This is a genomic window from Streptomyces sp. JH002 (assembly GCF_050916115.1).
Lineage (GTDB): Bacteria > Actinomycetota > Actinomycetes > Streptomycetales > Streptomycetaceae > Streptomyces > Streptomyces xiamenensis.
Genome location: NZ_CP087989.1, coordinates 5089732 through 5102939 on the forward strand (window position 1 = coordinate 5089732; position 13208 = coordinate 5102939).

Below are 13208 nucleotides of genomic sequence, written 5' to 3' on the forward strand. Positions count from 1 at the left end.
GTGACGGTGATGGTCGTGGACGACCATCCGATGTGGCGCGACGCGGTCGCCAGGGATCTGGGGGCGGCCGGGTTCGACGTGGTGGCCACCGCGGGGGACGGCCCGCAGGCGGTGCGCCGGGCCCGCGCGGTACGCCCCGACGTGCTGGTGCTCGACCTCAACCTGCCGGGGCTGCCCGGGGCGGAGGTGTGCCGGCGGCTGGCCGGCGCTCCCGGGGCGGGCGCCGAACAGGGGCCCCGGGTGCTGGTGCTGTCGGCCAGCGGTGAGCAGGAGGACGTGCTGGAGGCGGTGAAGGCGGGGGCCACCGGCTACCTGGTGAAATCAGCCAGCGCCGAGGAACTGGCCGAGGCCGTGCGGCGCACCGCCGGGGGCGATCCGGTCTTCACCCCCGGCCTGGCCGGCCTGGTGCTGGGGGAGTACCGGCGGCTGGCCTCGGGGCCGCCCCCGGGGAGCGGGGGCGGCCTTGAGGTGCCGCAGCTGACCGAGCGGGAGACGGAGGTGCTGCGGCTGGTCGCCAAGGGGCTCACCTACCGGCAGATCGCCGACCGGCTGGTGATCTCGCACCGCACCGTGCAGAACCATGTGCAGAACACCCTCGGCAAGCTGCAACTGCACAGCCGGGTGGAGCTGGTGCGCTACGCGATCGAACGCGGGCTCGACACCGAGTGATCCAGCAGCTCGGCGACGATCGCCGGGCCGCCCAGGGTCAGCACCGACTCGGGATGGAACTGCACGGAGGCGAAGCCCTCCCCGCGCAGCGCGTACACGTCCCCGGTGGCCTCGTCGCGGCTGACCTCGATGGCGTGCGCGCGCAGTTCGTGCGCGGTGTCCTGATCGCAGCGGGCGGTGAACGAGTTGTAGCAGCCGACGGTCTCGGGCCGGCCGAAGAAGTCGATGCGTTCCTGCGCCCCCTGGAACGGGTGTTCCTTGCGATGGAGTTCCAGGCCGAGTTCGGCGGCGATCAGCTCGTGGCCCAGGCAGACCCCGAGGATGCCGCCGGGGTGCGGCCCTGCCAGCAGGGTGGCCGTCAGCGTCCGCAGCAGCCGCATCTTGGGGTCGGCGGTGTCGTTGGGGTCGCCGGGTCCGGGGCCCAGCACCACGGGCCCGGGATGGGCGGCGGCGCGGGCGGGCAGCCCCGGAGCGTCGTAGCGTTCCACCGTGACATCGGCGCCGGTGGTGCGCAGCAGGTGGGCGAGCATCGAGGTGAAGGTGTCCTCGCCGTCGACCACCAGCACCCGCCCGCTTCCGGTGGGGCGGCGCGGGGCGAGGTCCTGCATCCGCAGCCAGAACGGCGCGAGGCCGGCGCGGCGGCCGTCCAGGGCGGCCCGCACCCGGGGGTCGGCGGCCAGCGCGCGGACCGCGGGCGCGGCGGCGGCGCTCCGTACCGGCCGCTCGCCGGGGGCCGCGGTCACCGGCTGCCCGAGTGCGGCCAGCACCCCGGCCGCCTTGGCGTGCGTCTCGGCGACCTCGCCGGCCGGGTCGGAACCGCGTACCAGGGTGGCGCCGACCGGCAGCCGCAGCGCCCCGTCGGGCGCGATGTCCACGGTGCGGATGAGGATCGGTGAATCCAGGGTCTGGGTCCCGGTGGCGTCGTGCCCCAGCAGCGCGAGCGCGGCCCCGTAGTAGCCGCGTCCGGTCGGCTCGTGGCGGCGGATGACCCGGCAGGCGTTCTCCACCGGGCTGCCGGTGACGGTGGCGGCGAACATCGTCTCGCGCAGGACCTCGCGCACGTCCAGGGTGCTGCGCCCGCGCAATTCGTACTCGGTGTGCGCCAGATGCGCCATCTCCTTCAGCCGGGGGCCGATCACCACCCCGCCCCGGTCGCCGACCGCGCACATCATCTTCAGCTCCTCGTCGACGACCATCGAGAGTTCCTCGATCTCCTTGGGGTCGTCGAGGAAGTCCAGCAGCCCCTGCGGGTCGGGTCCGGTGGCCGGGTAGCGGTAGGTGCCGCTGATGGGGTTCATGACGACGGTGCCGCCGTGCATCCGGACGTGCACCTCGGGGCTGGCGCCGACCAGGGTGCGCTCGCCGGTGTGCACCACGAACGTCCAGTACGCGCCGCGTTCGCCGGCCAGCAGCCGGCGGAAGAGGGCGAGCGCGTCCCGCCGGGCGAAGCCGTCGATCCGGCCGGTGAACGTCCGCCGGATCACGAAGTTGGCGCCCTGGCCCGCGCCGATCTCCTCGCGCAGCACGGTGCGCACGATCTCCTCGTACGCCGGGTCGTCGATGTCGAAACGGCCCTCGGCCACGGAGACGGCGTGCGCGGGCAGCGCGTCGAGGGCCCGCGCCAGCGGTAGCTCCTCCACCCGGTCCGGGACCAGGACGGACAGCGGGGTGCCGTCGTCGGTGACCTCGAAGCCGCGCTCGGCGATCTGCCGGAACGGGATCAGGGCCAGCGCCCCGATGCCGGGCCGCTCGGGCAGCGGGAGGGCGCCGATCCGGTCGACCTCGTGGACCGGGCCGGTCAGTACCTCGATGGTGCCCTCGCCGGAGCGCACCCGCCCCGGGGTGCGCCGGTGCAGGAGGGCGAACGGCTCGCCGCCGTTCAGCAGCCGCTCGATGACGGCTGCGGGTGATGAGTGGTGCCCCATGGTGACAACCCCTGTCCTGGGTGGGGAAGGGGCGACCCGATGGCCGGCGAACGCCGAAGGCCGCCCCTTCGGGCGGCCTTCGCGTCGTGCTGCGGGATGCGCGCAGTCAGTGGGCCGCCGAGGGAGCGGGCCACCACCAGTTACGGGTCTGCTGCGTGCGCATGCCGTGGACTATAGCGCCCGAGTGGCCCCCGTCTCACTTCGCGGGCGCGGGGAAACGCCACCCGTACGAACCCGTAACCTTGGGCGCGTGACCGTGAACGCTGACAGCAGCTTCTCCATCGCTTCCTCCTGGCGAGACCTGCCCGCGGCGCAGCAGCCCGAATATCCGGACCTCGAGGCTCTGCGCGCTGTGACCGCGGACATCGAGGGCTATCCGCCGCTGGTGTTCGCCGGCGAGGCGGACCAACTGCGGGCCCGGCTGGCGAGCGTGGCACGGGGCGAGGCGTTCCTGCTCCAGGGCGGCGACTGCGCCGAGGCGTTCGACCAGGTCAGCGCCGACCAGATCCGCGCCAAGCTGAAGACCCTGCTCCAGATGAGCGCGGTCCTCACGTACGCGGCCGCGGTCCCGGTGGTCAAGGTCGGGCGCATCGCCGGCCAGTACTCCAAGCCGCGTTCGAAGCCGACCGAGACCCGCGACGGGGTGTCGCTGCCCTCCTACCGGGGCGACTCGGTCAACGGCCCCGAGTTCACCCCCGAGGCCCGGATCCCGGACCCGGAGCGGCTGCGCCGGATGTACCACGCCTCGGCCGCCACGCTGAACCTGGTGCGCGGCTTCACCACCGGCGGGTACGCGGACCTGCGGCAGGTGCACGCCTGGAACCAGGACTTCGTGCGCACCTCCGCCTCCGGCCAGCGCTACGAGGCGCTGGCGCGGGAGATCGACAACGCGCTGAACTTCATGAAGGCGTGCGGCGCCGACCCGGCCGAGTTCCACTCGGTGGAGTTCTACGCCTCGCACGAGGCGCTGCTGCTGGACTACGAGGCGGCGCTGACCCGCGTGGACTCGCGCAGCGGGCGGCTGTACGACGTCTCCGGCCACATGGTGTGGATCGGGGAGCGGACCCGCCAGCTGGACGGGGCGCACATCGCGTTCGCGGCCTCCATCTCCAACCCGATCGGGGTGAAGATCGGCCCGACCACGACTCCGGAGGAGGCGCTGGCGCTGATCGACCGGCTCGACCCGGAGCGGGAGGCGGGGCGGCTGACCTTCATCACGCGGATGGGGGCGGACAAGATCCGCGACCTGCTGCCGCCGCTGGTGGAGCGGGTCACGGCGTCCGGCGCCGAGGTGGCGTGGGTGTGCGACCCGATGCACGGCAACACCTTCGAGGCGGCCTCCGGGCACAAGACGCGGCGCTTCGACGACGTGCTGGACGAGGTGAAGGGCTTCTTCGAGGTCCACAAGGGCCTGGGCACCCACCCCGGCGGCATCCATGTGGAGCTGACCGGCGACGACGTCACCGAGTGCGTCGGCGGCGGCAACGAGATCCTCGTCGATGACCTGCACCAGCGCTACGAGACGGCCTGCGACCCCCGGCTGAACCGCAGCCAGTCGCTGGATCTGGCCTTCCTGGTGGCGGAGATGTACCGGGGCTGAGGCCACCGGAGAACAGGGGCGGGGCCCCGGAGTGCGCCAGCGCACACCGGGGCCCTGTTCTCTGTCCGGCGACGGGAAGGTAAGGTGAGGTTTGCCTTACTAAGATCGGAAGATCACTGCGGGAGGTGGAGCGGGTGTACGTCTGCTCGTGCTTCGGCATCACCGAGGACCAGGTCCGCGCCCACGCGGACGCGGGCGCCTGTACTCCCCGCCAGATCGCGGCCACCAGCGGGGCCGGCACGGACTGCGGCTCGTGCGTCCGCCGCATCCAGGGCCTGCTGGGCCGCCCCTGCCCCCGCCGCGAACCGGCCGCCGCCGCCGCGCCCGAGCGCCGCGCCCCCGAGCCCGCCGCCGTGCCCACGACCGCCCGGCCCCTCCCCGCCGCCCCGGCCCCCGCGCTTTCCCCGCGGCCCGCACGCACCCCGGCCGCCGCCGTCTGAGCCCCGGGGCCGATCCCTCACGCTGAGGGCGCCCTCCTTGGTACCGTGAGCCTCGCTGGATCACAACTCGCCGTGGGGGAAGGCATGTCGGGGCGCGAAGAGGCCTTACGCACCAGTTCGGACTCCGGCGGGGGCGGCGGCTCCACAACCCCCGACCTCTCGCTGGATCCCGCGGCGCTGAACGGGATCGCCGAGGACGCGCGGGCACTCCGCTTCGGCCTGTCCGCCACGGCCGGCCTGGCGACCTCGGCCAGCCTCAGCGCCGCCGCCGACCTGAGGGTCGCCGATCTCGCCTCCGCCGGTTCGCTCACCACCATGGCCAACCGCTTCTTCCGCAAAACCATGGACCTGGTGGCCGACTGCCAGACCATTGAGGACGGACTCGGTCTCTCCTCCACCTCGCACACGGAGCTGGAGGCCGAGGTGGTCGCGCAACTACACCGGACGAACCAGGAGATCACCGAGAGGGATCCCGGCCCCACCGAGATCATCGGGATGTGGGGAACGAGCGGGGGGCCCGATGCCCGGATATGAGCAGTTGTACGGGCTGAAGCTGACGCATCTCGAATCGGCGGCGGGAGACTGGAGCACTCTGGCCGGCCGACTGGGGGAGTTGGCGGAGGAAGCCGAGCGGGATTTCCTCACCAAGGTCGAACCGCTGGACTGGCGCGGGGAAACGGCGGACATGGCGAAGCCGTTCCTGACCCTCACCGGGCAGCGGTTCCGCTACGCCCACGAGACGGCGCTCTCCGTTCACGAGGTGCTGAACGGATTGCTGGACGCCCAGCGGCAGGCTCGCAACGACCTGCTGGCGGTGGAGACGGAGGCCGCCGATCTGTCGCTCGGTATCCACTCGGACGGCACCGTCTACTCGCGGTTGAACGGCGCGTACGCGGACGAGGAACTCGAGCGGATGGAGCGCTGGACCGGCTCGCACCGCTCGAGTCCGGGACAGGCACAGCAGGCCGACGTCGATTACATCGTGCGCCGTATCGAAGAGGTCCTGGCACGGTCCGCCGAGGCGGATGCCACTGCCTCCCGCGCCCTGGGTGATCTGGCCGGCGAGGCCGGGGAGGGATTCGGCGTCCCCCCGCTGACCGGTATGGAGAGCGCCGCACGTATGCAGGGGCTGGAAGACGCCTCCGAACTGGCCGGGCTCTACCGTTCCGGCGAATATCTGACCCAGGAGGGGCTGGAGCGGGCGACCGAGATTCTGACGGCCCAGCGGGACAACGAGTACTTCGCCGTCCACTTCACCACCACGCTGGGCGCCGACGGTGTCCTCGATTTCTGGTCCAACCTGGTGCTGGTGGATCCCTACCGTGAACCGACGCAGGAGTACCTGCGCTCGGTCGAGGAGGCCCGGGAAGCCCTCGGCGCGACCCTTGGCACGGCGACCAGGGCCGGTGGCGCCCGGATGGAGACATGGCAGGCGGATGTCCTCGACCAGCTCGACCGGATACACGGACCGGAGAACGGTGGAGCGCTGCTGGGCGCGCAGATCATGAGCGATCTCATGCGCCACGGCGAGTGGGACACGGACTATCTCACGGCGTACGGGGACCGTCTGATCGCCATCGAGCAGCCCTCGGGAGACGGCGCCCGCTGGGTACCGCCGACCACCTCCACGCTTCCCGGCCTGGAGTTCCGCTACGACCCGGCCACCGGCTTCATGCGGGCCCTGGACAACAACCCGGACGCGTCGTACGCGTTCTTCTCCTCGACGGAACCCACGGACACCACGGCGTATTTCCTGGAGGAGCGCTCCTACGCCCCCAACCTGAGCGAGGAGACGGAAACGGGCCGCAGCGCGGCCCGCGACGCCGTCATGGACGCTCTCCTGGCGGCCACCTCGGGACGCAGCTCCGACGAGCCCTCCCCCTTGTCGCCAGAGCACAGTGCCGAGCAGTTGCGTCTGTTCCGGCATGTCATGGACGTGAGCGCCGGAACGGGCAACGACTTCGACGCAGAATTTCGCGAGGGCATGGCGAGGCTGCTGGGAGAGTACCGGGCGGAGGTCTTCGACACGGCCAGCAATCATTCGGGGAGCCAAATCCCCCTGGACCCCGGCCACCTTGCGGAGATCTCCAACCAGATCTCCCGGAGTCCCGAGGCCTACGACATTCTCCATGTGCTGATGGCGGCGGAGTATGCCGAGCGCATCAGTAGCGACACCACAGGGAGCACAGATTTTGTTCTCGAAGGCATAGGGCAATCCATTGGGTTTCTGGAGAACGGCAGATTTGAGGCTCTGGAAATTGACGACGATGATTCCGTCTGGTCGGACCGGTGGACCTATCGTTCCATTGGAAACATTGCGGAGAAAATTCCTTACGCGGGCGGAATTCTGCGCAGTTCCATCGAACTATTCGGAAGCCAATGGGTGGAGTGGTCCGGCACGGACAGTGCGACCCAGGCCATGGAAAATCGCAGTGAATACTATGCCTATGAGAATGTATTCATGAACGAACTGGCGGCGCAATGGTTGGCGCTGCACCCGGATTCGGCGGGAGGTCTCTCCCCGGAACAAGCGCTCACCGACGCGGAGCGAACCGTGAGGGAAGCCGCTGGACAAGGGCATATGGGCGCTGTCGGGATCAACGGAGGAAACCCTTGGCGAAGCTCCTGAAGTGGCCGCTGCTCTCGATTGCGGCCCTCGCAGTTGTCGTCTCGGGGTGGTTGTACGTTTCCCGTGAGGGAGCCTACGAAACCCCCGAGAGTCTGTGCGGGATAGCGACGGATCCGGAACTTACCGGGGCCGTTCTCCCTGCGGGAGGAGAGATCGAGGTCAGAAATCCTCGGGTGAAATCGAGTGCAGACATGCTGTGCCGGGTCGATATCGATGGCCAATCGGCTCTGGGGATCGATGTTTTCAGTTTCGAATACGTTTCCCAAAGTCTGCGTGAGTGGTACGACGCGGCGCCGACTACGTTCGGATTCCGCGTGGAGGAAGAAGTCTCGGTGGCCGGTGACGAGGCTCTTCTCGGTTCGAACGGGTCACTGATCAGGGCGCACTGTCCCGGCGTGGGGCCGGAGGCCGTGCTGGAGATCAACATATGGAGGCGTGACGCCGTGCAGGTGTCCGAGGAGGGCCGCCGGGCCATGGCGGACTTCACTGCCGCCTTCATGGCCTCCGCGAAGGACACGTACGGCTGCTGAGGGGGCGGACCGCCGCTCGGAGTGAGTGGCCCGCCCCCTGGGGCTCAGGCTTCGTCGGGCTGTTCGATCAGCTGGGCGATGTACAGGGGTTCGCCCAGCTTCTCGATGAGTTCGAGCTGGGTGTCGAGGTAGTCGATGTGGTGTTCCTCGTCCTTCAGGATCGACTCGAAGATCTTCGCCGAGGTGATGTCCGACTTGGCGCGCATGAGTTCGACGCCGCGGCGCAGGCGGTCGATGGCCTCCACCTCGATCTGGCGGTCCGCCTGGAACATCTCGGTGACCGTCTGGCCCACCCGGACATGGAAGAGCCGCTGGTAGTTGGGCAGCCCTTCCAGGAACAGGATCCGGTCGGTGAGGACCTCCGCGTGCCGCATCTCGTCGAAGGACTCGGCGCGGGTGTACTTGGCGAGCTTCACCCAGCCGAAGTTCTCCTGCATCTTCGCGTGCAGGAAGTACTGGTTGATGGCCGTCAGTTCGGCGGTGAGCTGTTCATTCAGGAACTCGATGACCTCGGGATCGCCCTGCATGGCAGCGCGCTCCTTCCGCGAGAAGGGGCAGGTGTTCGAGGCATCGTGGCACCCCCGGGGGATTACGTCCAGTAAGCGAAGGCTTACCGAATTACCCCGTTTCCGGGGAGTTCTCGCCGGGTCAGGGGTGGCGGTGCGGACTGTGCATGTCAGGTCTGTCACCATAGAGGGATGGGTCACCCGGAAAGCCGTTCGGAGGAGGAAGCGGACACGCGACAGGCGGCCGGAGGGCTGCCACCTGGACAGCGTGAGCAGCGCGGCTGGCCGGTCACCCACTACGGGCCCGTGCCGCGGTTCAGGGCCGAACGCTGGGAGTTCCGGGTCTTCGGCGCGACCGCCACCGGCGACAAACGGTGCTGGAACCACGAGGAGTTCAGCGCTCTGCCGTACGAGACGGTGGTCGCCGATCTGCACTGTGTCACCAAGTTCAGCATGCTGGGCGCCGAATGGGGCGGGGTGCGGGCCAGCACCCTGCTCTCCCTCGTACCCCCCGCCCCGGGCGTCACTCATGTGATGGTGTGGGCGGAGTACGGCTACAGCGCCAATCTGCGGCTGGCCGACTTCGCCGACGGGCACAGCGTGTTCGCCACCCATCGCGACGGTGAGCTGCTGACGGCGGAGCACGGGTTCCCGCTGCGTCTGGTGGTGCCGCGGCTGTACGCCTGGAAGGGTCCCAAGTGGGTGCGCGGCGTGGAGTACATGACCGCCGACCGCCGCGGGTTCTGGGAGGAGCGCGGCTACCACAACCTGGGCGACCCCTGGCGCGAGCAGCGCTACAGCTATCAGGAGGAGCCGGGTGACGGCCCCGAGCTGTGAGCCGGTGTCTTCCTGAGCTCCTTCAGCAGGGCCACGTCCGCCGCGTGACCCTCGGGTCCGCCCGGGGTCTCGATGATCAGCGGGACGCCGGCGGTCGCCGGGTGGCGCAGCAGTTCGGCGAAGGCGGCGCGGCCGATGTGGCCGGCGCCGATGTTCTCGTGGCGGTCGCGCCGCGATCCGGCCGGTGCCTTGGAATCGTTGGCGTGGATCAGCCGCAGCCGGTCCGGGCCGGCCACCCGGACCAGCTCGTCCAGGGTCGCGCGCGCCCCGTCCGGGGCCGCCAGATCGTGGCCGGCGGCGAAGACGTGGGCGGTGTCCAGGCAGATCCCCACCCGGGGGTGGCCGCGCAGCGCGGCCAGGTACGGCTCCAGGTCGGCGATCCGGGAACACAGGGAGGCGCCCTGGCCCGCGGTCGGTTCCAGCAGCAGGTAGGGGTCCTCGTCGTGGGTGAGCTCGTCCAGCAGCGGCAGCAGCAGCTCCCCGGTCTGGGCCAGCGCCGATTCCCGGCCGCGTCCGCCGGTCGCCGAACCGGTGTGCACCACCACGCCCCGGGCGCCGATCGCCCGGCCCCGGCGCAGCGAGTGCCGCAGCGAGCGCACCGAGCGCTCGGCGGTGACCGGATCGGCGGAGCCCGGGTTGATCAGATAGGGCGCGTGGACGTACGCGGGCAGCCGCCGCTCGGCGCACCCGGCGCGGAACTCCTCGTCCTGGCCCGGGTCCCCGGGCGGGGTGGCCCAGCCGCGCGGGTTGGCGACGAACACCTGGAGCGTCTCCGCGCCCAGCGTGGCGGCGTACGCAAGGCCACGGGCGGCCAGGCCCCCGGCTACGGGGACGTGGCCGCCCATGGGATTGCGGTCGCGATCTGAGGTCACCCGGAAAGCTTGCCAGGTGCGGGTGTGAGGTGCCGCCGGGGGCCGCCGGTCAGTAGGGGCCGTTCACATTGTCGATGGAACCGTAGCGGTCCCAGGCGTAGTTGGCGGCGGCCACGATATTGGCGACCGGGTCGTAAAGGCTGTAGGGAGTGCCTTCCACGTGATAGGCGTCGAAGGTCGGCTGAATCACCTGGAGCAGCCCGATGGACGGCGTGCCATTGATCCAGTTGATGTCCCAGTCATTGATCGCGTTGGGATCACCGCTGGATTCCCGCATGATGTTGCGGTAGAGCCCGTCGTAGGAGCCCGGAATTCCGTGCTCGGCCATGATGTCCAGCGCCTCGCGGATCCAGCCGTCCAGGTCGTCGGTGTACGTGGGGGCGGCGGGCGCCACCGGCTCGGCCGCCGGAGCCGGCGCCTCGGGGGCGGCGGTGACCTCGGCGGCGGCCGTCTCGGCCGCGGCCAGCGCCTCGCGCTCGGCGGCGCGGCTGGCGGCCTGCTCCGCGGCGACCCGCTCGGCCTCGGCCTGCTGCGCGGCCAGCTCCTGGGCGGCCTGGACGGCCTGCTCGGCGGCGACGCGCTCGGCCTGCCGGGAGGGGGACTCGGGGGCCAGCGCGCGCAGCGTCTTCTGCAGGGACTGCGCCACGTCCTGGGGGGCGGAGCCGTCGACCTCGGCCGCACCACCGTCGTACCGCTGCTGACCGGGGACGTCGTTGGCCTTCAGTACCCAGGCGACCGACCGGTCCGCGGAGTCCGCCGCGGCGGACTCGTGGGCGCTCGCGGTGGGTACGAGGGTGAAGGCGATGGCCGCCATGCCGCAGCCGGCGACGGCCGTCGTGGCGGACTTCTGGAGCCGGGAGAAGCGACTTCGGCGGGGAGTGGGGAGCTGAGCGGTCATGCGGGGGACCTCACGTTCTCGCGAATGCTGCGACGGCCTTTCGTAGCAGCAGCGGAAAACCCCGCGCAAAGGTCACGAATACTAATGAGGTTAGTGCTGGGGCAAATCATCCCCGGGGGGTTCCCCGAGGGGTCCCCGAGGATTGTTCCCGGAATTTCCCCGGCTTTTTACGGCCTGCGGCGCGCACGTGAAAAACACTAAGCGCGGTCGTATGTGACGCCCGCCCTATGGCGCGCATCACAGCGGCGGGGGCCCTCCGTGGTACGGAATGTGACCCCCGCCTCAGTGCGTACGGTCCTCAGCGGACCCAGATGGTGATGGTCGATCCGCGCGGGGCGGTGTCCCCGCCGTAGATCGACTGGTTGAAGACGGTGCCGGTGAAGAAGAGCCGGTTGACGTTGACCTCGAAGCCCGCGTCCTCCAGGATCCGCCGGGCCTCGCTCTCCGACTCGCCGCGCACGTCGGGCACCTCGATCATCTCCTGGCCCTTGGAGATGGTGAGGGTGATGACATCGCCCTCACCCGCGCTCTCGCCGGGCGTGGGGGACTGTTCGGCGACGGTGCCCGACTCCTCCTCGGAGAACACCCGCTCCGGGGCGACCTCGACCTCGAAGCCGGCCTCCGTCAGCTGCTGCATGGCGGTGCCCTCGGCCGTACCGATGACCTCGGGCACCTCGATCTCGGCGCCGCGGCTGACCACCAGCGCCACCGCCGCGTCCGGGCGCTTCTCGGTGCCGGGCGCCGGGTCGGTGGAGATCACCGAGCCCCGTGGTACCTCGGTGGAGAATTCCCGGGTCTCGGTGCCCGGGGTCAGGCCGGCCCGGGTCAGCTGTTCCTTGGCGTCCGCCAGCGGGATGCCGCGCAGATTGGGCACGACGGCCACGGGCGGGCCCTGGGAGACGGTGAGGGTGACGGTGGCGTTCTTGCGCACCCGGTCGCCGCGCGCCGGGTCGGTGGAGATGACATGGCCGGGCTCCACGGTCTCGTGGTACGCCTCGTCGACCGTCACCTTCAGCCCGGCCTCGCGCAGGGTCTGCTCGGCCTCGGCCTGCGGCACCCCGTACACCCCGGGGGTGTGCAGGAACTGCCCGGAGTTGATGTACCAGATGCCGGCGCCGACGCCCAGGACGGCCAGCACGGCGGCGACCATGGCCAGGACGGCGCGGCGCGGCAGCCTCCGGCGGACCGGCGGTGCTGCCGCGCGGTCGTCCTCGTCCCCGTCGTGCGACAGGGGCGGCAGCAGTTGGATCCGGGCGGTGTGGTCCACCGCGTCGCGGTCGGGGCCGTCCGGGGCGGTGGAGCGTACGCCGGCCGGGCGGGGCACCACGCTCGTCCGCTCGTCGGGGTCGGCGGTGGCCGGGACCGCGGCGGTCTCGTCGGCGTCCGTCGTGCCGGCGGCGCTCTCGCCCGCCGGCACCTGGGTCGCCGCCGGCGGCTGGAGGTGCAGCTCCTCGTCGGTCAGCTCATCCCGTATCGCGCGGACCAGTGCCAGCAGCCCGGCGGCGTCCTCGGGCCGGTCCTGGGGCGTCCTGGCGGCGGCGCGCGCCACCAGGGTGTCCAGGGCCGGCGCCAGCCCGGGCACGGCCTGCGAGGGCGGCGGCACGTCCCGGTGGACGTGCGCGAACAGCACCTGGGCCGGGGAGTCGCCGGTGTGCGGCTTGGCACCGGTCAGCAGCTCGTACAGCAGCACCCCGCAGGCGTAGACGTCGGCGCGCTGGTCGGCGGTGCCGTGCTCGATGCGTTCGGGTGCCAGGTACGAGATGGTGCCCAGCAGGGTGCCGGTGTCGGCGGAGGTCTGGTGGTCGACGCCGCGCGCCAGGCCGAAGTCGGCGACCTTGACCCGGCCGTTCCCGCCGATCAGGACGTTCTCGGGCTTGATGTCGCGGTGCACGAGCCCGGCCCGGTGGGCGGCGGCCAGACCGGCCAGCAGCGGCTCGACGATGTCCAGTACGGCCCGCGGCGACAGGGCGCCGCGCTCGCGCAGCAGGTCGCGCAGGGTGCAGCCGGCCACGTACTCCATGGCCAGATAGACGTAGTCCCCGTCGCGGCCCTGGTCGAGCACGCCGACGATGTTCTGGTGGTCGAGGCGGGCCACCGACTTGGCCTCGCGGATGAAGCGCTCGGTGAAGTCGGCGTCGTCCGCCAGCGAGGGGTGCATGACCTTGACGGCCAGCTCGCGTTCGAGGCGGGTGTCCACCGCCCGGTAGACCGTGGCCATGCCGCCGACGGCGATCCGCTCGTCCACGCGGTAACGGCCGTCGAGTACATGCCCGATGAGCGGGTCCTCAAGGGTGGTGTCCAC

12 protein-coding genes are annotated in these 13208 nt (G+C 70.9%); 7 read left to right on the top strand and 5 right to left on the bottom strand.

Features of this window, described 5'->3' with window-relative positions:
• The first annotated feature begins 9 nt into the window (after window positions 1-9).
• Entirely contained in the window at window positions 10-669 is a 660-nt protein-coding gene (locus H7827_RS23405) for a response regulator (RefSeq protein WP_386538644.1), read from the top strand.
• Here H7827_RS23405 and H7827_RS23410 read toward each other — a convergent pair.
• Window positions 636-2594: an anthranilate synthase family protein gene (locus H7827_RS23410; protein WP_432747247.1), complete on the bottom strand. Its 1959-nt coding sequence runs from the start codon at window positions 2592-2594 to the stop codon at window positions 636-638. The genes H7827_RS23405 and H7827_RS23410 overlap by 34 nt on opposite strands.
• 250 nt (window positions 2595-2844) lie before the next feature.
• On the opposite strand from H7827_RS23410, the gene H7827_RS23415 reads away from it, so the two are divergent.
• The 5 genes from H7827_RS23415 (at window position 2845) to H7827_RS23435 (ending at window position 7793) form a co-directional block, all read left to right on the top strand.
• Window positions 2845-4194 carry a class II 3-deoxy-7-phosphoheptulonate synthase gene (locus H7827_RS23415; RefSeq protein WP_432747248.1) on the top strand — a complete coding sequence of 450 codons (1350 nt, stop codon included), beginning with the start codon at window positions 2845-2847 and terminating at the stop codon, window positions 4192-4194.
• 134 nt (window positions 4195-4328) lie between these two features.
• The gene (locus H7827_RS23420; RefSeq protein WP_432748041.1) at window positions 4329-4634 is read left to right on the top strand and encodes a (2Fe-2S)-binding protein; all 306 of its coding nucleotides are present in this window, start codon (window positions 4329-4331) and stop codon (window positions 4632-4634) included.
• Between the two features lie 84 nt (window positions 4635-4718).
• Window positions 4719-5168, top strand: a complete 450-nt coding sequence (locus H7827_RS23425) for a hypothetical protein (protein ID WP_432747249.1) — start codon at window positions 4719-4721, stop codon at window positions 5166-5168.
• Window positions 5155-7263, top strand: a complete 2109-nt coding sequence (locus tag H7827_RS23430) for a hypothetical protein (protein WP_432747250.1) — start codon at window positions 5155-5157, stop codon at window positions 7261-7263. The genes H7827_RS23425 and H7827_RS23430 overlap by 14 nt, the downstream gene beginning before the upstream one ends.
• The gene (locus H7827_RS23435; RefSeq protein WP_432747251.1) at window positions 7248-7793 is read left to right on the top strand and encodes a hypothetical protein; all 546 of its coding nucleotides are present in this window, start codon (window positions 7248-7250) and stop codon (window positions 7791-7793) included. Before H7827_RS23430 ends, H7827_RS23435 begins: the two co-directional genes overlap by 16 nt.
• A 44-nt stretch (window positions 7794-7837) precedes the next feature.
• Here the strand turns inward: H7827_RS23435 and bfr are convergent, their stop codons facing one another.
• Window positions 7838-8320 carry a bacterioferritin gene (gene bfr / locus H7827_RS23440; RefSeq protein ID WP_386538600.1) on the bottom strand — a complete coding sequence of 161 codons (483 nt, stop codon included), beginning with the start codon at window positions 8318-8320 and terminating at the stop codon, window positions 7838-7840.
• Between the two features lie 171 nt (window positions 8321-8491).
• Here bfr and H7827_RS23445 point away from each other — a divergent pair, with 171 nt between their 5' ends.
• Window positions 8492-9136, top strand: coding sequence for a sulfite oxidase-like oxidoreductase (locus H7827_RS23445; RefSeq protein WP_386538598.1), 645 nt, complete (start codon window positions 8492-8494; stop codon window positions 9134-9136).
• Here the strand turns inward: H7827_RS23445 and H7827_RS23450 are convergent.
• The 3 genes from H7827_RS23450 to pknB form a co-directional block, all read right to left on the bottom strand.
• The gene (locus H7827_RS23450; protein ID WP_386538641.1) at window positions 9103-9981 is read right to left on the bottom strand and encodes a deoxyribonuclease IV; all 879 of its coding nucleotides are present in this window, start codon (window positions 9979-9981) and stop codon (window positions 9103-9105) included. The genes H7827_RS23445 and H7827_RS23450 overlap by 34 nt on opposite strands.
• Window positions 9982-10057: 76 nt before the next feature.
• A complete protein-coding gene (locus H7827_RS23455; protein ID WP_432747252.1) occupies window positions 10058-10906 on the bottom strand; it encodes a transglycosylase SLT domain-containing protein in 849 nt (282 codons plus the stop codon).
• Between the two features lie 298 nt (window positions 10907-11204).
• Window positions 11205-13208 carry a Stk1 family PASTA domain-containing Ser/Thr kinase gene (pknB, locus tag H7827_RS23460; protein WP_432747253.1) on the bottom strand — a complete coding sequence of 668 codons (2004 nt, stop codon included), beginning with the start codon at window positions 13206-13208 and terminating at the stop codon, window positions 11205-11207.

Excerpts from the sequence above, each read along its gene's own strand:
- H7827_RS23450 (WP_386538641.1), bottom strand. The coding sequence starts at position 9,981 with ATGGGCGGCCACGTCCCCGTAGCCGGGGGCCTGGCCGCCCGTGGCCTT.
- H7827_RS23405 (WP_386538644.1), top strand. The coding sequence starts at position 10 with ATGGTCGTGGACGACCATCCGATGTGGCGCGACGCGGTCGCCAGGGAT.
- H7827_RS23445 (WP_386538598.1), top strand. The coding sequence starts at position 8,492 with ATGGGTCACCCGGAAAGCCGTTCGGAGGAGGAAGCGGACACGCGACAG.
- H7827_RS23430 (WP_432747250.1), top strand. The coding sequence starts at position 5,155 with ATGCCCGGATATGAGCAGTTGTACGGGCTGAAGCTGACGCATCTCGAA.
- H7827_RS23425 (WP_432747249.1), top strand. The coding sequence starts at position 4,719 with ATGTCGGGGCGCGAAGAGGCCTTACGCACCAGTTCGGACTCCGGCGGG.
- H7827_RS23410 (WP_432747247.1), bottom strand. The coding sequence starts at position 2,594 with ATGGGGCACCACTCATCACCCGCAGCCGTCATCGAGCGGCTGCTGAAC.
- bfr (WP_386538600.1), bottom strand. The coding sequence starts at position 8,320 with ATGCAGGGCGATCCCGAGGTCATCGAGTTCCTGAATGAACAGCTCACC.
- H7827_RS23455 (WP_432747252.1), bottom strand. The coding sequence starts at position 10,906 with ATGACCGCTCAGCTCCCCACTCCCCGCCGAAGTCGCTTCTCCCGGCTC.